19 protein-coding genes and 1 pseudogene are annotated in these 19902 nt (G+C 71.1%); 11 read left to right on the top strand and 9 right to left on the bottom strand.

Annotated features, from left to right (window positions below):
• Positions 1-42: 42 nt before the first annotated feature.
• Complete coding sequence (mce, locus tag QIY60_RS06135; protein WP_283141520.1) at positions 43-471, bottom strand: methylmalonyl-CoA epimerase; 429 nt, start codon at positions 469-471, stop codon at positions 43-45.
• A 138-nt stretch (positions 472-609) separates the two neighbouring features.
• On the opposite strand from mce, the gene QIY60_RS06130 reads away from it, so the two are divergent.
• Positions 610-1812, top strand: coding sequence for an acetyl-CoA C-acetyltransferase (locus QIY60_RS06130; RefSeq protein WP_283141519.1), 1203 nt, complete (start codon positions 610-612; stop codon positions 1810-1812).
• Positions 1813-1863: 51 nt separating this feature from the next.
• Positions 1864-2820: a methylmalonyl Co-A mutase-associated GTPase MeaB gene (gene meaB, locus QIY60_RS06125; protein WP_283141518.1), complete on the top strand. Its 957-nt coding sequence runs from the start codon at positions 1864-1866 to the stop codon at positions 2818-2820.
• A gap of 158 nt (positions 2821-2978) precedes the next feature.
• Here the strand turns inward: meaB and QIY60_RS06120 are convergent, their stop codons facing one another.
• The 4 genes from QIY60_RS06120 to QIY60_RS06105 form a co-directional block, all read right to left on the bottom strand.
• Complete coding sequence (locus QIY60_RS06120) at positions 2979-3455, bottom strand: MarR family transcriptional regulator (RefSeq protein ID WP_283141517.1); 477 nt, start codon at positions 3453-3455, stop codon at positions 2979-2981.
• Between the two features lie 157 nt (positions 3456-3612).
• The gene (locus QIY60_RS06115; protein ID WP_283141516.1) at positions 3613-4395 is read right to left on the bottom strand and encodes an AIM24 family protein; all 783 of its coding nucleotides are present in this window, start codon (positions 4393-4395) and stop codon (positions 3613-3615) included.
• Positions 4392-5042 (bottom strand): AIM24 family protein, encoded by a 651-nt coding sequence (locus tag QIY60_RS06110; RefSeq protein WP_283141515.1) that lies wholly within the window; start codon positions 5040-5042, stop codon positions 4392-4394. Before QIY60_RS06110 ends, QIY60_RS06115 begins: the two co-directional genes overlap by 4 nt.
• Complete coding sequence (locus QIY60_RS06105; RefSeq protein WP_283141514.1) at positions 5042-5680, bottom strand: AIM24 family protein; 639 nt, start codon at positions 5678-5680, stop codon at positions 5042-5044. Before QIY60_RS06105 ends, QIY60_RS06110 begins: the two co-directional genes overlap by 1 nt.
• Positions 5681-5847: 167 nt before the next feature.
• Between QIY60_RS06105 and QIY60_RS06100 the strand changes: the two genes are divergently transcribed.
• The 4 genes and pseudogenes from QIY60_RS06100 to QIY60_RS06085 all read left to right on the top strand — a co-directional run bounded on the left by QIY60_RS06100 (position 5848) and on the right by QIY60_RS06085 (position 10373).
• On the top strand, positions 5848-6192 hold the full coding sequence (locus QIY60_RS06100) for a DUF3817 domain-containing protein (RefSeq protein WP_283141513.1): 345 nt from the start codon (positions 5848-5850) through the stop codon (positions 6190-6192).
• A pseudogene (locus tag QIY60_RS06095) lies at positions 6189-6260 on the top strand (thiamine-binding protein); the annotation flags it as partial. The gene QIY60_RS06100 and the pseudogene QIY60_RS06095, both read left to right, overlap by 4 nt.
• 327 nt (positions 6261-6587) lie before the next feature.
• Positions 6588-8414, top strand: a complete 1827-nt coding sequence (locus QIY60_RS06090) for a cellulose synthase catalytic subunit (protein ID WP_283141512.1) — start codon at positions 6588-6590, stop codon at positions 8412-8414.
• Positions 8415-8417: 3 nt separating this feature from the next.
• Complete coding sequence (locus tag QIY60_RS06085) at positions 8418-10373, top strand: galactose oxidase early set domain-containing protein (protein WP_283141511.1); 1956 nt, start codon at positions 8418-8420, stop codon at positions 10371-10373.
• Between the two features lie 49 nt (positions 10374-10422).
• On the opposite strand, the gene QIY60_RS06080 is transcribed toward QIY60_RS06085, so the two are convergent.
• On the bottom strand, positions 10423-11454 hold the full coding sequence (locus QIY60_RS06080; RefSeq protein WP_283141510.1) for a glycoside hydrolase family 6 protein: 1032 nt from the start codon (positions 11452-11454) through the stop codon (positions 10423-10425).
• Between the two features lie 135 nt (positions 11455-11589).
• On the opposite strand from QIY60_RS06080, the gene QIY60_RS06075 reads away from it, so the two are divergent.
• The 3 genes from QIY60_RS06075 (at position 11590) to QIY60_RS06065 (ending at position 14381) form a co-directional block, all read left to right on the top strand.
• Positions 11590-12099, top strand: a complete 510-nt coding sequence (locus tag QIY60_RS06075; protein ID WP_283141509.1) for a MarR family transcriptional regulator — start codon at positions 11590-11592, stop codon at positions 12097-12099.
• A gap of 169 nt (positions 12100-12268) precedes the next feature.
• Complete coding sequence (locus QIY60_RS06070; RefSeq protein WP_283141508.1) at positions 12269-12607, top strand: DUF3817 domain-containing protein; 339 nt, start codon at positions 12269-12271, stop codon at positions 12605-12607.
• Between the two features lie 73 nt (positions 12608-12680).
• Complete coding sequence (locus QIY60_RS06065) at positions 12681-14381, top strand: methylmalonyl-CoA mutase family protein (RefSeq protein ID WP_283141507.1); 1701 nt, start codon at positions 12681-12683, stop codon at positions 14379-14381.
• A gap of 236 nt (positions 14382-14617) precedes the next feature.
• On the opposite strand, the gene QIY60_RS06060 is transcribed toward QIY60_RS06065, so the two are convergent.
• Complete coding sequence (locus QIY60_RS06060; protein WP_283141506.1) at positions 14618-15994, bottom strand: HAMP domain-containing sensor histidine kinase; 1377 nt, start codon at positions 15992-15994, stop codon at positions 14618-14620.
• Positions 15991-16698 carry a response regulator transcription factor gene (locus QIY60_RS06055; protein ID WP_283141505.1) on the bottom strand — a complete coding sequence of 236 codons (708 nt, stop codon included), beginning with the start codon at positions 16696-16698 and terminating at the stop codon, positions 15991-15993. Before QIY60_RS06055 ends, QIY60_RS06060 begins: the two co-directional genes overlap by 4 nt.
• Positions 16699-16761: 63 nt before the next feature.
• Here QIY60_RS06055 and QIY60_RS06050 point away from each other — a divergent pair, with 63 nt between their 5' ends.
• Together QIY60_RS06050 and QIY60_RS06045 are read left to right on the top strand one after the other, a co-directional pair.
• Complete coding sequence (locus QIY60_RS06050) at positions 16762-17910, top strand: UDP-N-acetylglucosamine--N-acetylmuramyl-(pentapeptide) pyrophosphoryl-undecaprenol N-acetylglucosamine transferase (protein ID WP_283141504.1); 1149 nt, start codon at positions 16762-16764, stop codon at positions 17908-17910.
• Positions 17907-18893: a GDP-mannose 4,6-dehydratase gene (locus QIY60_RS06045; RefSeq protein ID WP_283141503.1), complete on the top strand. Its 987-nt coding sequence runs from the start codon at positions 17907-17909 to the stop codon at positions 18891-18893. The genes QIY60_RS06050 and QIY60_RS06045 overlap by 4 nt, the downstream gene beginning before the upstream one ends.
• A gap of 238 nt (positions 18894-19131) precedes the next feature.
• Here the strand turns inward: QIY60_RS06045 and QIY60_RS06040 are convergent, their stop codons facing one another.
• Complete coding sequence (locus QIY60_RS06040) at positions 19132-19758, bottom strand: TetR/AcrR family transcriptional regulator (RefSeq protein ID WP_283141502.1); 627 nt, start codon at positions 19756-19758, stop codon at positions 19132-19134.
• Positions 19759-19902 lie beyond the last annotated feature (144 nt).

Below are 19902 nucleotides of genomic sequence, written 5' to 3'. Positions count from 1 at the left end.
CGGCCCGGAACCGCCCACTGTACCGGCCCCGGAATCCCGGGGTCAGTGCTCCGCTGCCGAGGTGACCAGTTCGGTCAGTACGCCGTGGCAGTCCTTGGGGTGCAGGAAGGTGATCCGGGAGCCCATGGAGCCGATCCGGGGCTCGTCGTAGAGGACCCGGACGCCCTTGCCGCGGATGGCCTCGGCGTCCCCGTCGACGTCGGCGGTGCCGAAGGCGATGTGGTGGACGCCCTCGCCGTTCTTGGCCAGCCACTTCCCGACCGCGGAGTCCTCCCGGGTGGGCTCCAGGAGCTGGAGGTAGGAGGCGCCGCCGTCCGACGTACCGTTGATCTTGAGCATGGCCTCCCGTACGCCCTGCTCCTCGTTGATCTCGGAGTGGAACACCTCGAATCCGTACGTAGCACGATAGAACTCGACGGTCCTGTCGAGGTCGAAACAGGCGATCCCGATGTGGTCGATGCGCGTCAGCATGGGACCAGTGCAGCGCTCCGGAGGTGGTTACGCAACGTGCGCGCGATCACACCGGCTGCCCGGTGACGCCGCCGGTACCGCTCAGTACATTTCCAGTAAACCCTCGTTCACTCCTCACCTCCCAAGGGGCTGTGCCTCATGTCTGGAACGACCGGTACCACTTCAGTGATCGTCGCGGGCGCCCGCACGCCCATGGGCCGACTGCTCGGCTCCCTCAAGACCTTCTCGGGCGCCGACCTCGGCGGCGTCGCCATCAAGGCCGCGCTCGACCGGGCCGGCATCGGCGGCGACCAGGTCCAGTACGTGATCATGGGCCAGGTGCTCCAGGCCGGTGCGGGCCAGATCCCGGCCCGCCAGGCCGCCGTCAAGGCCGGCATCCCGATGAACGTCCCGGCGCTCACGATCAACAAGGTCTGCCTCTCGGGCCTGGACGCGATCGCGCTCGCGGACCAGCTGATCCGCGCGGGCGAGTTCGACGTGGTGGTGGCCGGCGGCCAGGAGTCGATGACCAACGCGCCGCACCTGCTGCCGAAGTCCCGCGAGGGCTACAAGTACGGCGCGATCGAGATGCTCGACGCGATGGCGCACGACGGTCTGACCGACGCCTTCGAGAACATCGCGATGGGCGAGTCCACGGAGAAGCACAACACGCGTCTGGGTATCGAGCGCGCCCCGCAGGACGAGTTCGCCGCCGCCTCGCACCAGAAGGCCGCCGCCGCGCAGAAGAACGGCATCTTCGAGGCCGAGATCACCCCGGTCGAGATCCCGCAGCGCAAGGGCGAGCCGGTGATCTTCGCGAAGGACGAGGGCATCCGCGCGGAGACGACCACCGAGTCGCTGGGCAAGCTGCGCCCGGCGTTCGCCAAGGACGGCACGATCACGGCGGGCACCTCCTCGCAGATCTCGGACGGCGCCGCCGCGGTCGTGGTCATGTCCAAGGCGAAGGCGGAGGAGCTGGGCCTGGAGTGGATCGCGGAGATCGGCGCGCACGGCAATGTGGCGGGCCCGGACAACTCGCTCCAGTCGCAGCCGTCCAATGCGATCAAGCATGCACTGGGCAAGGAGGGTCTGGAGGTCTCGGACCTCGACCTCATCGAGATCAACGAGGCGTTCGCGGCGGTCGCGGTCCAGTCAATGAAGGACCTCGGCGTCTCCCCGGAAAAGGTGAACGTCAACGGCGGCGCGATCGCCCTGGGCCACCCCATCGGCATGTCGGGCGCGCGCGTGGTGCTCCACCTGGCCCTCGAACTCAAGCGGCGGGGCGGCGGTACGGGTGCGGCGGCGCTGTGCGGCGGCGGCGGCCAGGGTGACGCGCTGATCATCAAAGTCCCGGGCAAGTAAGCGCGGTTCCCGCTGTACGTACGTACTGACCCCGAACCGAACGGAGCGGCAATGGTGGACGTCCCCGAACTGGTGGCACAGGCGAGGGAGGGCCGGCCGCGGGCCGTGGCCCGGCTGATCTCGCTGGTCGAGGGGGCGTCCCCGCAACTGCGCGAGGTGATGGCGCAGTTGGCTCCGCTGACGGGCGGGGCGTACGTGGTGGGCCTGACGGGTTCGCCGGGTGTCGGCAAGTCGACGTCGACGTCGGCGCTGGTGACGGCGTACCGGCGGGCGGGGAAGCGGGTCGGGGTGCTTGCCGTCGACCCCTCCTCGCCGTTCTCCGGGGGTGCGCTGCTCGGCGACCGGGTCCGGATGTCGGACCACGCCTCCGACCCCGGGGTCTACATCCGCTCGATGGCGACCCGGGGGCACCTGGGCGGCCTCGCCTGGTCGGCCCCGCAGGCGATCCGCGTCCTGGACGCGGCGGGCTGCGACGTGATCCTGGTGGAGACGGTCGGCGTCGGCCAGTCCGAGGTCGAGATCGCCTCCCAGGCGGACACGTCGGTGGTCCTGCTCGCGCCCGGCATGGGCGACGGCATCCAGGCGGCGAAGGCGGGGATCCTGGAGATCGGCGACGTATACGTCGTCAACAAGGCGGACCGGGACGGCGCGGACGCGACGGCCCGGGAGCTGAACCACATGCTGGGGCTCGGCGAGGCGCGCGGTCCCGGCGACTGGCGGCCGCCGATCGTCAAGACGGTGGCGGCGCGGTCCGAGGGCATCGACGAGCTGGTCGAGGCGCTGGAGAAGCACCACGCGTGGATGGCGGAGCACGGGGTGCTGGGGGAGCGGCGCCTGGCCCGCGCGGCGCGGGAGGTCGAGACGATCGCGGTCACGGCGCTGCGGGAGCGGATCGGTGACCTGCACGGTGACCGCCGCCTGTCGGCCCTGGCGGCCCGGATCATCGGGGGCGAGCTTGATCCGTACGCGGCGGCGGACGAGCTGGTGGCGGGCCTTACGGGGGATTGAGCCAGGGGTTTGTCTGCGGGCCGGTGGGGGCTGGTCGCGCAGTTCCCCGCGCCCCTAAGAATGCCGCTGCGCGGCATCCCCTGGGCGCCCCGCAGGGGCGCTTTCAGGGGCGCGGGGAACTGCGCGAGCAACCCAGCACGGTCCGCGGACGCAAAACGTCAGAGCTTGCCGCGGTGGCCGCGCAGGTGTTCCGCCACCGGTGTCAGCGAGTCCCGCAGAGCCGACAGCGCCTCGCTCGACAGCAAGTCGATGAAGTGCTTGCGCACCGACGCCACATGGTGCGGCGCCACCTTCTCCATCGTCTCCACCCCTGTCTCGGTCAACACCGCGAACAGCCCCCGCCGGTCGGACTCGCAGTTCTCCCGGCGCACCAGACCCGCGTTCTCCATCCGCGTGATCTGGTGCGAGAGGCGGCTCTTGGACTGAAGGGTCGCGGCGGCGAGGTCGCTCATGCGCAGCCGCTGCCCCTCGGCCTCCGAGAGGTTGACCAGGATCTCGTAGTCGTTGTTGGTCAGGCCGAACGGCTGCAGGTCCTTTTCCATCTGGTGCGTCAGCATCCTGTTGACGTCCAGATAGGTACGCCAGGCGCACTGCTCGCTATCGGTCAGCCAGTTGGTGGCCGTCTCGGTCTCCATATGTGGATTCTACCTAAGAAGTTGAATTCTGAACGAAGCCTGGGAGTGTGGCGCCCCGCACGCACCGGCACAAGGGTGCGTCAGCCGCCCGGTCCAGGTCGTGGTCAGCGCCTGGCAAGGGTGCACGCGTTCGACGTCACACTCCGCAGACTACCGCTCACAGGCCGAAGCGACGCTGGAGGTCTCCGAGCTGGCCGGGAAGACGCGGTGCCGAACCCGCCGCCCCGCCCGCCCCGGCCGGCACCCCGCCGCCCGGAACGCCCGGCTCCGCGGGCACTTGCCCGGTTGTCTGCTCGGCCATCAGCACCTCGGTCGACTGGAGCAGCACCGTACCGGCGCCCACGAACTCGAACTGGTGCTCCTCGCCGGACGTTCCGCCGAGCCCCGTCAGTGACCGGATTCCGCCCAGTACGCCCGTCATGTAGCCGTGATCGTAGTGATGGCAGGGCGACGGACAGTCCGCCCAGCCGACCAGCGCCTGCGGGTCCACCCGGATCGGCGGCTCCATGAACACCACCGGTCCATTGGACGCCGCCACGAACTTCCCGGTTCCGATCAGCGTCAGGAAACCCGGCACGATCGACTGCTTGAGCGCCAGCGTCGGCTGGTAGGCGAGCAGGTTCCCGGCCCGGATGGTGAGGTTGCCGTCCTCCAGGTCGTACGAGTTGACGTCGAACGCCCGGTCCGCGAGCAGCATCTTGCCGGAGCCGTCCGCGACCACCCAGTCGCTCGCGTGCAGCGGCGAGTGGAAGCTGGTGCGCAGCAGCCGGTCGAGGCGGCCGTGGCCGATGCCGTTGAACTCGATGCGCCCGTAGTAGGCGATCATCTTGCCCTTCTGCAGGAACCACTGGCTCGACTTGAGCTCCACGCAGAAGGTGTACTTGTTGACGTTGTCGTCCGCGGGCAGGGAGTGCGGGTCGAAAACCACCGGGCCGGTCACAGCTTCTCCTCCGAGGCCTGGACGTACACCGCGCCGTTGCCGGACAGTTCGAGCTGGAAGGCCTCTCCCGAGCCCCGGCCCACCATGTCCCGCCAGCCCAGCGCCGTGGACAGCTTGTTGCGTACGTCGCCGTGGTGGGCCACGTACGCCTGCGGGTCGACGTGGACCGGGCGCTGCGGGGTGATCGGCAGCTCGATCACCCCGCCGTGCGCCATCACGGCGACCGCGCCGTGGCCCTTGAGCGTGGTGGTGAACAGGCCCTGGCCCGTCACCTGGCCCCGGACCATGCCCATGACCCCGCCCTGCGAGCCCATGAACATCGTGCCCTGCTGGAGGGTGCCGTCGAAGGCGAGCAGCCGGTCCGCCTCCACGTACAGGGTGTCCCCGGCGAGGTTGATGACCTGGATGTGGTGGCCGCCGTGGCCGAACATCACGGTGCCGCTGCCCTCGACCGTCATCAGCGGGGTCGCCTCGTTGGCCACCCGCCGGCCGATCATCGACATCAGGCCGCCCTGGCCGCCCTGCACGTTGGGCGTGAACGACACCTCGCCCTTGTACGCGAGCATCGCGCCGCGCTGGCTGAACATCTTCTGGCCGGGGGCCACCGTGGCCTCGACCATCTTGGAGTTGATCTCGCGGAAGGGCATCAGACGTCCCCTCCGATCGTGTTGCGCTCGCTGGGCTGCACGTACACCAGTCCCTCGCCCTCGAAGCGGATCTGGAACGCCTCGCCCGAGCCCTCGCCGAGCAGGGTGCGGAAGGTCACCCCGGACTGGAAGTGCTGCTGGAGGTTGCCCTGGTGGGCGATGTACGCGCCGGGGTCGACCGCCAGCGGGTACTGCGCGGAGACCCGCAGCACCACCGCGGGGCCGTCGGACACGATCGCCGCCTGGCCGTGGCCCTCGACCGTGGTCGTGAACAGGCCGTTGCCCTGGGTCGCCCCGCGCAGCCCGGTGAAGGTGGTGCCGGTGCGCAGCCCCGCGTCGGTGGCGAGCAGATTGCTCGCCTCGACCCAGAGCCTGTCGCCCTGGAGCGAGACCAGGTTGATCTCGGAGGCCCGGTCGGCGAAGTAGCAGGTGCCGTTGCCCTTCACCTCCATCACGGTCATGGATTCGCCGGTCAGGCGGCGGGTCACCATGCCGCGGATGCCCTCACCGCCGCCGGACATCTTCTTGAAGGCCATCTGGCCGTCGTAGGCGACCATCGAGCCGTTCTTCGCCTTGACGGCGTCCCCGGTCATGTCGACGGCCAGCACTTTGCTGCCTTGGAGTCGGAACGTTGCCACGGGCTGACGTTAGCGGCCCGGCCCCCACCCGACCAGGCCCCTCGGGAGCCGGGCCGGGCCCGTGGGGACCCCCGCCAAGATCCCGGCGCCACCGATGTCACAATGGAGAACGTTTGTGCTTGCGTTCACAAGCAACACCCTCCGACCCTCCCACCGAAGGTGCCCCCGTGGACATCAAGACCGCATCCGCCTTCCACCGCCTCCGGCTGGTCTCGGCCCCGGAAGCCGTCTCTTTCCTGCTGCTGCTCGTGTGCTCGGTGCTGAAGCGGACGACCGACGTCAACGCCGTCCCGGTGATGGGCGCGATCCACGGCATCCTCTTCATCCTGTACGTGATCTTCTGGGCCGACGCCTGGAACAAGGCGAAGTGGCCGGTGAAGACCGCCGCCCTGTTCTTCGTCCTGTCCGTGCTGCCGTTCGGCGGCTTCGTGGCCGAGCGCAAGCTCAAGCGCCAGGCCGAGGACGCCCTGATCGCCGCCCGCGCCCGCAAGGAAGGCGTGGTCGGAGCGTGATCGTCGCCTTCTCGGTCACCCCGCTGGGCGTCGGCGAGGACGTGGGGGAGTACGTCGCCGACGCGCTTTTCCCCTAGGGGTGCCACGTCGATGCGGTGACTTTCGGCTGCGGGCCGGCTGTGGCTGGTCGCTCCCCCAAGTTCTCGGCTTCGCTCGAACAGGGGGGACCCCCATCGCGGCGGAGCCGCACGATGTCACAGCCCCGCGCCCCTGACGGGGCACCCGGTACTGCACCGGACTTCCACGAGACCGCTGAGCCCCGAGCCGCTGTCCGAGCCCCCGGCCGCCCGCGCGGCACCGGGGGCTCTTCCATGCCGTCCCGCCCGGCAAACCGCTCGTACGAGAACCGCTCACTCGGAGTACTCCAGTCGACACGCCGAAGAATCTCCACTTTTGTGGGGATATCTACCTGGCTCGATCAGCTGGAGGGCACAGTGCGGTCGAAGAGTCCGTCGGAGCAGTACGACTACGAGACCCACAGCCGGCTCGCCGGACCGCTCACGGAACCGGACAGGGCGGCCTACCGGGTGCGGTACCGGAGTCTCCTCTCCGCCGAGCCCCGCCGAATACGCGCCGTGCTCCTGATGACGCTGGCGCCCGTGCTCACCGCGGTCCTCCTCGTCTACCTCGTCTGGCCCACCCACTGGGTGGAGCGCGAGGGCGGCGACGAGTGGCTGGTCGGCCTGGACATCGCGATGCTCGTCGCGATCGGGCTGATCGAGCTCTTCATGGTCGTCAACGTCGTCTCGATCGCCCACGCCACGATGGTCGCCCGGGACCCGATACCCGTCTTCCCCGAGCCCGGCACCCGGGTCGCCTTCCTCACCACATGGGTGCCCGGCAAGGAGCCCGTGGCCATGGTCCGGGCCACCCTGGAGGGCGCGGTCCGCCTCCACCACCCCGGCCCCCTCGACGTCTGGCTGCTCGACGAGGGCGACGACGAACGGGCCAAGGCGCTCTGCGAGGAGCTGGGGGTGCGCCACTTCACCCGCAGCGGCGTCCCCGAGTGGAACCGCAAGAAGGGCCCGCACAAGGCCCGTACCAAACACGGCAACTACAACGCCTGGCTCGCCATGCACGGCGCCGGCTACGACTTCTTCGCCTCCGTCGACACCGACCACGTGCCGCTCCCCGACTTCCTGGAGCGGATGATGGGCTACTTCCGCGACCCCGACGTCGCGTTCGTGGTCGGCCCCCAGGTCTACGGGAACTACGACTCGCCCGTCACCAAGGCCGCCGAGTCCCAGCAGTTCCTCTTCCACGCGCTGATCCAGCGGGCCGGCAACCGCTACCGCGCCCCGATGTTCGTCGGCACCAACAACATCGTCCGGATCACCGCACTGCGCCAGGTCGGCGGGCTCTACGACTCGATCACCGAGGACATGGCCACCGGCTTCGAGCTGCACCGCCGCAAGAACCCGAAGACCGGCCACTTCTGGCGGTCGGTCTACACCCCGGACGTACTGGCCGTCGGCGAGGGCCCGGAGTCCTGGACCGACTTCTTCACCCAGCAGATGCGCTGGTCGCGCGGCACGTACGAGACGCTGTTCAAGCAGTACTGGAAGGCGCTGTTCCGGGTCCCGCCCGGGCGGCTCCTCTCGTACACCCTGATGCTCGTCTACTACCCGATGACCGCCGTCAACTGGCTGCTCGGCATCGTCAGCTGCGTCCTGTTCCTCTGGTTCGGCGCCTCCGGCACCCAGGTCTCCGCCTCCGTCTGGCTGATGCTCTACAGCGACGCCGCCGCCCTCCAGATCGGGCTCTACCTCTGGAACCGCCGCCACAACGTCTCGCCCCACGAACCCGAGGGCTCCGGCGGCCTCGCCGGCATGGGGATGTCCGCGCTCTCCGCGCCCATCTACCTCAAGTCGCTCGGCTCGGCGGTGCTGCGCACCCGCGGCCGGTTCGTCGTCACCCCCAAGGGCGGCGAGGCCAGCCCCGACCGGCTGTGGACCTTCCGCATCCACCTCTTCTGGGCCGCGGTGCTCGTCGCGTCCCTCGCCGCCTCGGTCCACTACGGCCACACCCACGTGGCGATGCGGACCTGGGCGGTCCTCGCCCTCGCCATCGCGCTCGCCCCCGTCGCCGTCTGGGCCTGGACCGCCCGGCGCGAGCGCGCGGCCGCCAGGCAACGGGCCCTGGCCCGGCCGCCCGCCGAGCCCGAAGGGGCGGAGGCCGCCCTCGCCACCGCACCGGCTGCCACGACGACCGGAGGGAACTGAACCATGGCCTACCGGCCCTCGAAGCGCACCAAGAAGACGCTCCTCGGCGGCGGCGCGGTCGTGCTGCTCGCCGGGCTCAACGCCCCGGCCGCGCTCTCCTTCGCCGAGGAGCAGTACCACGCGTACCAGATCCGCCGGCCCGACTACATGCGCAAGTACGGCGCCTGGGACACCGTCGACATCCCCGCCAAGTACCGTACGAACGCGATCCACGCGGCCCTGCTGCACACCGGCAAGGTCCTGATCATCGCCGGGTCCGGCAACAAGCAGGAGAAGTTCGACGCGGGCTCCTTCGACACCGTGCTGTGGAACCCGAAGGACAACACCTTCAAGAAGGTCCCCACCCCCGAGGACTTCTTCTGCTCCGGCCACGCCCAGCTCCCCGACGGCCGCCTCCTGGTGGCGGGCGGCACCGCGCGCTACGAGGTCCTGGACGCCGAGGTGAAGCGGGCCGGCGGCGGGATGCGGGTCAAGAACGAGAACCCGGACAAGCCCGTCACCATCAAGAAGGGCACCAAGTTCCGCTCCCCGTCCGGCGTCGAGTACGTCTCCAAGTTCGACGTCACCGTGCCCCGGGCCAAGCGCGAGTTCGTGGTCAGCTACTACGCGACCGGCCAGATGAAGCCGTGGAAGACCAAGGTCACCGCGGCCGAGGCCCGCGTCTTCGTGGAGGCCACCGCCGACGGCCCCAAGTCCGTGGCCACCGACCAGGCCCAGTACGAGATCGAGGGCCTCAAGGGCGAGGACGCCGACAACACGTACGGCCTCGCCGAGAAGATCACCATGGACAAGCAGGACTTCCAGGGCATCCGGGCGGCCTACGAGTTCGACCCGAAGGCGGAGAAGTACCTACCCGTCGCCCCGATGCGGGAGGCCCGCTGGTACCCGACGCTCACCACCCTCCAGGACGGCAGGGTCCTCGCCGTCTCCGGGCTCGACGACGTGGGCACGATCCTCGCGGGCGACAACGAGATCTACGACCCCAGGACCAAGAAGTGGGGCAAGGGGCCCTTCCGGTACTTCCCCACGTACCCCTCGCTCTTCCTCACCAAGAGCGGCAAGCTCTTCTACTCCGGCGCCAACGCGGGCTACGGGCCCGCCGACAAGGGCCGCGAGCCCGGGCTCTGGGACGTCTCCACCAACACCTTCACCAAGATCAACGGCCTCGGCGACGGCGACCAGCTCGAAACCGCCAGCTCGCTGCTGCTCCCGCCCGCCCAGGACCAGCGGTTCATGCTGCTCGGCGGCGGCGGGGTCGGCGAGTCCAAGAAGTCCACGCCCCGCACCGCCCTGATCGACCTCAAGCAGGACAGCCCCGCGTTCAGGACCGGGCCCGCGCTCCCGCAGGGCACCCGCTACCTCAACAGCGTGATCCTGCCCGACGACTCCGTCTTCACCAGCGGCGGCTCCGAGGACTACCGGGGCCGCGGCGCCAGCAACATCCTCAAGGCCCAGTTCTACGACCCCGCCGCCAACGCCTTCCGCGAGGCCGCCGACCCCACGGTCGGACGCAACTACCACTCCGAGGCGCTGCTGCTGCCCGACGGCCGGGTCGCCACCTTCGGCTCCGACTCGCTCTTCGGCGACAAGGACAACACCAAGCTCGGCAAGTTCGAGCAGCGCATGGAGATCTACACCCCGCCCTACCTCTACCGGGACAAGGACAAGCGCCCCGCCCTCGGCGACGGCCCGCAGGCGGTCGGCCAGGACCGCCGCGCCACCTTCCCCACCGCCCACCCCGAGCGGATCGCCAAGGCCCGGCTGATGCGGCCGAGCGCCGTCACCCACACCACGGACGTCGAGCAGCGCTCGATCGACGTGCGCCTGACCAAGGACAAGAACGCGGTGACGGTCGAGGTGCCGCGCGACAAGGCGCTCGTCCCGCCCGGCTGGTACATGCTCTTCGTCACGGACGCCGAGGGCACGCCGTCCGAGGCGAAGTGGCTGCTGATCGACTGACCGCCCAGGCCGCTCGGGCCGCTCGGGCCGCTCAGGCCGCTCGGGCCGCTCAGGCGGTCGAGCGGCGGGCCAGGCCCAGGGCGTACTCCGGCCACCAGGCGCCCGCCGCCGGCCCGCCCCGGCAGGTCCCGTCCGAGTCGCCGGGCCGCTTGATCCACAGGTACGCGTCGAGCAGCGGGCTCCCGGTGCTGGTGGTCGGCGGGGTGCCAAGCGCCCGGCCGGGCGGGTTGCACCAGGCCTGGCCGGGGTCGTCGAGCAGCGGCCCGGCCCCGTTGCGGCTGGTGTCGATCACGAAGTGCTTGCCGCCGAGCCCCTGGGAGACCTTGGTGCCGTACGCCCGTACGGCGTCGTCGGTCTGGAAGTTGGAGACGTTCAGCGCGAACCCGTCGGCGCGGGCCACCCCGGCGCGGGTCAGCGGCGCGACCAGCTTCGTCGGGTCGGGGATCCACGCCGGGTTGCCCGCGTCCAGGTACACCTTGGTGTTCGGCAACTTCTTGAAGTGGTCGACCGCCTCGTTGAGCAGCTGGTAGCGCTCGTCCCAGTGCTCGGGGGTGGTGCAGCCGTCGATCATGTGGGCCACCGCGTCCGGCTCCAGGATCACGATCGCCTTCGCGTCCCCGATCGCCTCGGCGAACATGCCGAACCAGGTGCGGTACGCGGCCGTGTCCGCGGCCCCGCCCGCCGAGAGCCCGCCGCAGTCGCGGTGCGGGATGTTGTACGCCACCAGCAGGATCGTGCGCTGGTCCTTGGCGGCGCCCGCCACGGCCCGGCGGATCCCCGGCCCCGGGTTGTCCCACGCGGGCCAGTCCGCCATCGGCCGGTCCGCGATCCGCCGCAGCGCCTCGGCGTCGGCGGTGCGCCCCTGCGCCTCCCAGACCTTGATCTGCTTGGCGGCACTGCTGTCCGGGTCGACCCAGAAGGGCCCGCCGGGCGCCGGTTCGGCGCCCTCGCCCGTGGAGTGGTGCTGGGTGGCGGAGGTCGTGCCGGGACCCGGGTCGGGGGAGCCGGAGCAGCCGACCGCCAGGGTGAGCAGGGCGGCGGCGAGGAGGGTGCGGTGCCGGGCATTTCTGTGCCGGGACATGCGGCTCCCTGGGGTCACAGGCGTACACAGGACGCAAGCAATCGTGACATATCGGTCACTCTCCGCAAGGGAGCGCCACGGGCCGAACTGTGAGACGGGGCTGACCGGCATATGACCAGTCGGTAAGGTCGGTGCGTGCCGAAGCCGCTCAGCCTCCCGTTCGACCCCATCGCCCGCGCCGACGAACTCTGGCAGCGGCGCTGGGGGCCGGTCCCCTCCATGGGGGCGATCACCTCGATCATGCGCGCGCACCAGATCCTGCTCGCCGAGGTCGACGCGGTGGTCAAGCCGTACGGGCTGACCTTCGCGCGGTACGAGGCGCTGGTGCTGCTCACCTTCTCCAAGGCGGGTGAGCTGCCGATGTCCAAGATCGGCGAGCGGCTGATGGTCCACCCCACGTCGGTGACGAACACCGTGGACCGCCTGGTGCGGTCGGGGCTCGTCGACAAGCGGCCCAACCCCAATGACGGGCGGGGCACGCTGGCGTCCATCACGGACAAGGGTCGCGAGGTCGTCGAGAACGCGACGCGGGATCTGATGGAGATGGACTTCGGGCTCGGCGTCTACGACGCGGAGGAGTGCGGGGAGATTTTCGCCCTGCTGCGGCCGCTTCGCGTTGCCGCGCGCGACTTCGAGGATGAGTAGGGGTTGCCGGTCGGGTGCGGGTTGTCGTGGGTTGCTCGCGCAGTTCCCCGCGCCCCTAGGAGGGCCCTTCGGGCCCATTTAAGGGGCGCGGGGAACTGCGCGACCAGCCCCCACCGGCCCGCAGAGGGCGCCGCAAGATCGCGTCTGTGCGGCCGTTACGCTCGTTGTCATGAAAAAGAGCGTGCTCACCCGCTACCGGATCATGGCCTACGTCACCGGCGTCCTTCTCGTCCTGCTCACCCTCGGCGTGATCGCCAAGTATCTGCTGGACATGGACGGCGCGGCCGACTTCACCAAGATCGTGGGCATCGCGCACGGCTGGCTGTACGTGCTGTACCTCGTCTGCGCCTTCGATCTCGGCTCCAAGGCGAAGTGGCCGGTCGGCAAGCAGCTCTGGGTGCTCATCGCGGGCACGATTCCCACCGCCGCCTTCTTCGTCGAGCGCAAGGTCTCCCGCGAGGTAGAGGCCCTGGTCGCGGACCCGGCGCCGGCCGCGGCCCAGGCGTAACCCCACCGCCCACGGAGAACCGTGGGCGGTCGGCCATCGACATTTACTAGGACGTCCTAGTAAATTCGAAGGTATGGACGCTGACGCCATCGAGGAAGGCCGCCGACGCTGGCAGGCCCGTTACGACAAGGCCCGCAAGCGGGACGCGGACTTCACCACGCTCTCCGGGGACCCGGTCGACCCGGTCTACGGGCCCCGCCCCGGCGACACCTACGAGGGTTTCGAGCGGATCGGATGGCCCGGCGAGTACCCGTACACCCGGGGTCTCCACGCGACCGGCTACCGGGGCCGGACCTGGACCATCCGGCAGTTCGCCGGGTTCGGCAACGCCGAGCAGACCAACGAGCGCTACAAGATGATCCTCGCGGCGGGCGGCGGCGGCCTCTCCGTCGCCTTCGACATGCCGACCCTGATGGGCCGCGACTCCGACGACCCGCGCTCGCTGGGCGAGGTCGGCCACTGCGGCGTCGCCATCGACTCGGCCGCCGACATGGAGGTCCTGTTCAAGGACATCCCGCTCGGTGACGTCACGACGTCGATGACGATCAGCGGTCCCGCCGTGCCGGTGTTCTGCATGTACCTGGTCGCCGCCGAGCGGCAGGGCGTCGACCCGGGCATCCTCAACGGCACGCTCCAGACCGACATCTTCAAGGAGTACATCGCGCAGAAGGAGTGGCTCTTCCAGCCCGAGCCGCACCTTCGCCTCATCGGCGACCTGATGGAGCACTGCGCGGCCGGCATCCCCGCCTACAAGCCGCTGTCCGTCTCCGGCTACCACATCCGCGAGGCCGGGGCCACGGCCGCGCAGGAGCTGGCGTACACCCTGGCCGACGGCTTCGGGTACGTGGAGCTGGGCCTCTCGCGCGGTCTGGACGTGGACGTCTTCGCGCCCGGCCTCTCCTTCTTCTTCGACGCGCACCTCGACTTCTTCGAGGAGATCGCCAAGTTCCGCGCCGCGCGCCGGATCTGGGCCCGCTGGATGAAGGAGGTGTACGGGGCGAAGTCCGACAAGGCGCAGTGGCTGCGCTTCCACACCCAGACGGCCGGTGTCTCGCTGACCGCCCAGCAGCCGTACAACAACGTCGTACGGACGGCGGTGGAGGCGCTCTCCGCGATCCTCGGCGGCACCAACTCGCTGCACACCAACGCCCTGGACGAGACGCTCGCCCTGCCCAGCGAGCAGGCGGCCGAGATCGCCCTGCGCACCCAGCAGGTGATCATGGAGGAGACGGGTGTGGCCAATGTGGCCGACCCGCTCGGCGGCGCCTGGTACGTGGAGCAGCTCACCGACCGCATCGAGGCGGACGCGGAGAAGATCTTCGACCAGATCAAGGAGCGCGGGAGGCGGGCGCACCCCGACGGCAGGCACCCGATCGGGCCGATCACCTCGGGCATCCTGCGCGGGATCGAGGACGGCTGGTTCACCGGGGAGATCGCCGAGTCGGCGTTCCAGTTCCAGCAGTCGCTGGAGAAGGGTGACAAGCGGGTCGTGGGTGTCAATGTCCACCACGGCTCCGTCACCGGGGACCTGGAGATCCTGCGGGTCAGCCATGAGGTGGAGCGGGAGCAGGTCCGGGTCCTGGCGGACCGCAAGGGCGCGCGTGACTCGGCGCGGGTGAAGGCCGCGCTGGACGCGATGCTCTCCGCCGCGCGCGACGGGTCGAACATGATCGCGCCGATGCTGGACGCGGTGCGGGCGGAGGCGACCCTGGGGGAGATCTGTGGGGTGCTTCGGGACGAGTGGGGCATCTACACGGAGCCGGCGGGGTTCTAGGCGCCCCGGTGCCGTCTTTCGTCTGCGGGCTGTCTGTGGCTGAGCGCGCAGTTCCCCGCGCCCCTTAGGCAGTCGGCCACAGCCGGAGAACCCAGCTCAGCCACAGTCCTTCAGGGGCGCGGGGAACTGCGCGAGCAACCCAGCACGGTCCGCGGACGAAGACGGGTTTTGGGGGCGTGGGGAACTGTGCGCTCAGCCACCGACGGCCCGTGGGTGACGGGTCTCTCGAAGCGGGGCTAGGCGGGCCACGCCACGCGGAACTCCGCGCCCCCGCCCGGGGCGTTCCGGACTGTCAGGTCCGCCCCGTGCGCCCGCGCGATCTGGCGGGCCATGGCCAGGCCCAGGCCCGAGCCGGGGAGGGCTCGGGCGCGGTCGGCTCGGTAGAAGCGGTCGAAGACGTACGGGAGGTCCTCTTCCGCGATGCCGGGGCCGTGGTCCCGTACCGTCAACTCATGGGCGGACAGGGTCACTTCGATCTCCGCGCCCGGCGGGCTGAACTTCGCCGCGTTGTCCAGGAGGTTGGACAGCAGTCGGGCCAGCCGGGCCGGGACGCCGGGGAGGGTGGCGGACGCGTCCGCCAGGTCGAGGCGGAACGGGGTGGACGGCCAGTGCGCGCGGGCCGTGTCCACCGTGTGGGCCACCAGCGGGGCGAGGCGCACCTCCTCCAGGAGGGGGGTCGGCTCCTCGTCCCTGGCCAGGCCGATCAGGTCGTTCACCATGACCGTGACCTCCCGGATCTGGCGGCCGAGCGCCGCTGACGCCCTCGTGCGCTGAGCCTCCGTCAGGCGGTCGGCACGGGCCAGGAGTTCGGCGTTGGTGCGCAGCGCGGTGAGCGGGGTGCGCAGCTCGTGGGAGGCGTCCGCGACCAGTCGGCGCTGGGCGGTCACCGACTGCTCCAGCTCGCCCAGCATGGTGTTGAAGGACGCGGCGAGCCGGGTCACCTCGTCCTCCTTGCCCAAGGGGCCCGGCGGCAGCTCGATGCGGTGGCTGGGGTCGCGGGTGGCCGCGATGTGCTCGGCGGTCGCGGTGAGCCGGGCGACCGGGGCGAGGCCGGTGCGCGAGACCCAGTAGCCGAGCCCGGCCGCGAGCAGCACCCCGGCCGCGCCGACCCCGGTGAGCAGCCGGGCCGCCTGCCGTACGCCCTCCTCCACGGTGTCCGCGCGCAGGGCGACCTGGAGCGTCTCGCCGCGCGGCAGCGTGGTGGTGAGCATGCGGGCCGGGTGGCCGGAGACGTGGATGTTGGTGAAGTACGGGCGGCGCTGCCCGGCCGCGACCTCGCGGGCCTGGGGCGGGACCGGCAGCAGATAGGGCTTGGCCGGGTCGTCCGCCGGGTCCTTCGGGACGATCTGGGAGCAGGCCGGGGAGGAGAGGAAGCGGCACTCGCCGTTGATCACGCCGGGCGCGGCCCCCCGGTGCTGCTGGGCGGCCAGCGTCGCGGACTGGGTGAGGTTCAGATCGAGCTGGTGGAACAGCTCGTAGCGGATCACGAAGAACGCGGCCGCGCAGACGCCGAGCGCGACCAGCGCCACCGCCGCCGAGGCGGCCACGGCGAGCCGGGTGCGCAGCGGACGCCTGCGCCGCCAGCGGGCGCCGAGCCGACGGCGCGCGCTCACGCGGTGTCCAGCCGGTAGCCGACGCCGTGGACGGTGTGGACGAGCCGGGGCTCGCCGGCCGCCTCCAGTTTGCGGCGCAGATAACCCACGTACACCGCGAGGGAGTTGGAGTCGGGGCCGAAGTCGCGGCCCCAGACGAGTTCCAGGATCATCTCGCGCGGCAGGACCTGGCCGGGGTGGCGCATCAGCAGTTCGAGCAGGGCGGACTCGGTGCGGCTGAACTCCAGGGGGCGTCCGGCGCGGTGGCCGGTCCTGGTGGCGGGGTCGAGGACCAGGTCCGCGAAGACCAGCCGCTCCGGGTCCGGCTCCTCGGGCGCGGCCCTGCGCAGCAACGCCCGTACGCGCGCGATGAGTTCGTCCAGTGCGAACGGCTTGACGAGATAGTCGTCGGCGCCCGCCTCCAGACCGTCGACGCGTTCGCTCACCGAGTCGAGCGCGGTCAGGACGAGGACGGGGGTGCGGTCGCCGAGCGCCCGCAGTCGGCGGCAGACGGCCAGCCCGTCCAGGACCGGCATCATCACGTCGAGGACCACCGCGTCCGGCTGCCAGGCGGCGATCTCGGTGAGCGCCGCGAGCCCGTCGGCGGCGCCCCACACCTCGTACCCCTCGACGGCGAGGCCGTCCTCCACGGCGGCCCGCACCTCCGGCTCGTCGTCGACGACGAGGATGCGGGCCGGGGGCCGGGTGTGTGCGCTGCTGCTCATGGGCAAAGAGTGCCAAACGCCGCTCTTAGAAGCCTCTTAAGCCACCCCGCGAACCTTCGGGGCATGCGCACACCACTCTCTGTCGTGATCGGTGCGGGCGGCACCGGCGGCCACATCTACCCCGGGCTCGCGCTCGCCGAGGCGCTGCGCCGGGCCGTCCCGGACGCGGTGATCTCGTTCGTCGGTACGGAAAGAGGCCTGGAGGGCGAGCTCATCCCGGCCGCCGGATACCGGCTGCACACCGTCGACATGATCCCCTTCGACCCGGCGCTGGGCGCCCGCCGCTATCTGCTGCCCGCCGCACTGCTGAAGTCCGGCGCGCAGTGCCGGGCGATCCTGCGGGCGCAGGGCGCGCAGGTGGCGGTGGGGATGGGCGGCTATCCGAGCGCGCCCGTCATCGTCGGGGCCAGACTCGCCGGACTGCCCAGCCTGATCCACGAGTCCAACGCCGTGCCGGGGCGGGCCAACCAGTTCGCGGCCCGGCTGACCCGGAACATCGCGGTCGCCTTCGACCGCAGCCGGGCGCACCTGGCGGGCGGCGCCGACGCCGTCACCACCGGGATGCCGATCGCCTCGGCGCTTGCCGGGCTCGACCGCCCGGCGCTGCGGGCCGAGGCCCGGCGGGTGCTCGACGTGCCGCCCGGGGCGCGGCTCGTGCTCGTCAACGGCGGCAGCCTGGGCGCGGCCCGGCTCACCGAGGCGGCGGTCGGGCTCGCCCGGCGCTGGCAGGGGCGCGACGACGTGCACCTGCTGATCAAGACCGGCCCCGCGGCCCTCGATGAGACCCGGCGGCGGCTGACCGGGCTGTGGGGCGCGCGGGCCGTGCCGTACCTCGACCGGATGGACCTCGCGTACGCCGCCGCCGATCTGGTGGTGTGCCGGGCCGGTTCGGCGACGGTCGCGGAGCTGGCCAGCACGGGCGTTCCGGCGGTCCTCGTCCCGTATCCGCACGCGCCGGGCGACCACCAGACGCACAACGCGCGGGTGCTCTCGGAGGCCGGGGCGGGGCTGCTGCTCCCGGACGCCGAGACCACGGCGGACCGGCTGGCCTCGCTCGTCGAGCCGCTGCTCGCCGACCCGGCGCGGCTCGCCGCGATGGCGGGGGCGGCGGATCCGGGCCCCCACGCGCGGGCGGCGGAGCTGCTGGCGGCGCGGGTGCTGGAGCTGGCCGGGCACCACATTCATTCGTACGACAAGGAGCACGCAGCATGAACAACTGGCAGAACCGAACCGTCCTGGTCACCGGGGCCGAAGGGTTCATCGGCTCGACCCTCGTCGACCTGCTGGTCGAACAGGGCGCGCGGGTGCGGGCGTTCGTGCACTACAAGCCGTACGCCGAGAAGGGCCATCTGGCGCATCTGCTCGACCACCCGGCGGTCGAGATGATCGCGGGCGACGTGCGCGACGCCGGGCGGGTCTCGGACGCGGTCGCCGGGTGCGACACCGTCTTCCACCTCGCCGCGCTGATCGGCATCCCGTACAGCTACGACTCGCCGGGCGCGTACGTCCAGACGAACGTCGTCGGTACGGAGAACATCGCGGAGGCCTGCCGCCGGCACTCGGTGCGGCGCCTCGTGCACACCTCGACGAGCGAGGTGTACGGGACGGCGCGGACCGTGCCGATCGCGGAGGACCACCCGCTCCAGCCGCAGTCGCCGTACTCCGCGTCGAAGATCGGCGCGGACGTGCTCGCGCTGTCGCACTGGCACGCGTTCGAGCTGCCGGTGACGGTGGTGCGGCCGTTCAACACGTACGGGCCGAGGCAGTCGGCGCGGGCGGTGATCCCGACGATCCTGGCCCAACTCCACGCGGGGGTGCGGGAGATCCGGCTCGGCTCGCTCACTCCTACGCGTGACTTCACGTACGTGACGGACACCGCGCGGGGGTTCCTCGCGGTGGCCGAGTGCGAGCGGGCGCTGGGGGAGGTGGTGAACCTGGGGTCGGGCCGGGAGATCTCGATCGGGGACCTGGCGGAGTCCCTGATCGCGGCGTCCGGCCGGTCCGCGCGGATCGTGGTGGACCCGGCGCGGCTGCGGCCGTCGGGCAGCGAGGTGGAACGGCTGCTGTCCGACAACTCGCGGGCGCGGGAGTGGGCGGGGTGGGTGCCGGAGGTGTCTCTGGGGGAGGGGTTGAAGCGGACGTCCGAGTGGGTGGAGGGGAATCTGGGGCTGTTCGGGGCGGGGTACGCGGTGTGACCGCGGCTTGAGCCCCCACCCCGCCCCTTCCCGAAAGCCCTCTGGCGGGCGGCCGGATTCTTCGTCTGCGGGCCGGTGGGGGCTGGTCGCGCAGTTCCCCGCGCCCCTAAAAGCGCCCCTGCGGGGCGCCCCGAGGATGCCGCGCAGCGGCATTTGAGGGGCGCGGGGAACTGCGCGACCAGCCCCCACCGGCCCGCAGGTGAGCAGGGGTTCGGGGGCGTAGCCACCGAGGGGGCAATCAGGCCGTCGCCTGCAAGCCCGTGCAGATCAGGAGGGTGAAGTCGCGGGCCCACTCCTGGTCCACCGGCTCCGCGCTCACGAGAGCGCGATGCACCACCGCCCCCGCCACCACGTCGAAAATGAGGTCGGTGTGGCGCGCCGAGGCCGCCGCGTCGTCCTCGTACGGCAGCTCCCCCCGCACCTGCGCCCGCTCCCGGCCGATCAGTACGAGCCGTTTCTGACGGTCCACGATCGCCGAGCGGATGCGGCCGCGCAGGGCGTCGTCGCGCGTGGACTCCGCGACCACCGCCATCAGCGCCGTCTTCGTCTCGGGGCGCTCCAGGATGGACGCGAACTGGAGGACCACGCCCTCCACGTCCGCCGCGAGACTGCCGAGGTCGGGGAGTTCGAGCTCGTCGAAGAGGACCGCCACCGCGTCCACGACCAGCTCGTTCTTGCCCGCCCAGCGCCGGTACAGCGTCGTCTTGGCGACGCCCGCGCGGGTCGCCACGTCCCCCATCGTCAGCTTCGACCAGCCCAGTTCCACCAGCGCCTGCCGGGTCGCCAGCAGGATCGCCGCGTCGGCCTCGGGGCTGCGGGGGCGGCCGGGTCGCGCGGTTCTGCCGGGGCTGGATTCGGAACACATGACGTACGACCATACCGGCCGGTAAGGAATGCGCTGTGGGAGAGATCACGGCGCGTTCGAGGCCTTCTCCGGGCGCTCCCGCACCGACTCCAGTTACGCTACGACTCGTAGCGAAAGACTCGGACGGTCTTTGAGCGACAACCA

Origin of the sequence: Streptomyces sp. BPTC-684 (genome assembly GCF_030028635.1) — a bacterium.
In the GTDB taxonomy this organism is placed as follows: Bacteria; Actinomycetota; Actinomycetes; order Streptomycetales; family Streptomycetaceae; genus Streptomyces; species Streptomyces noboritoensis.
This window is presented reverse-complemented; position numbering and strand designations above follow the sequence as displayed.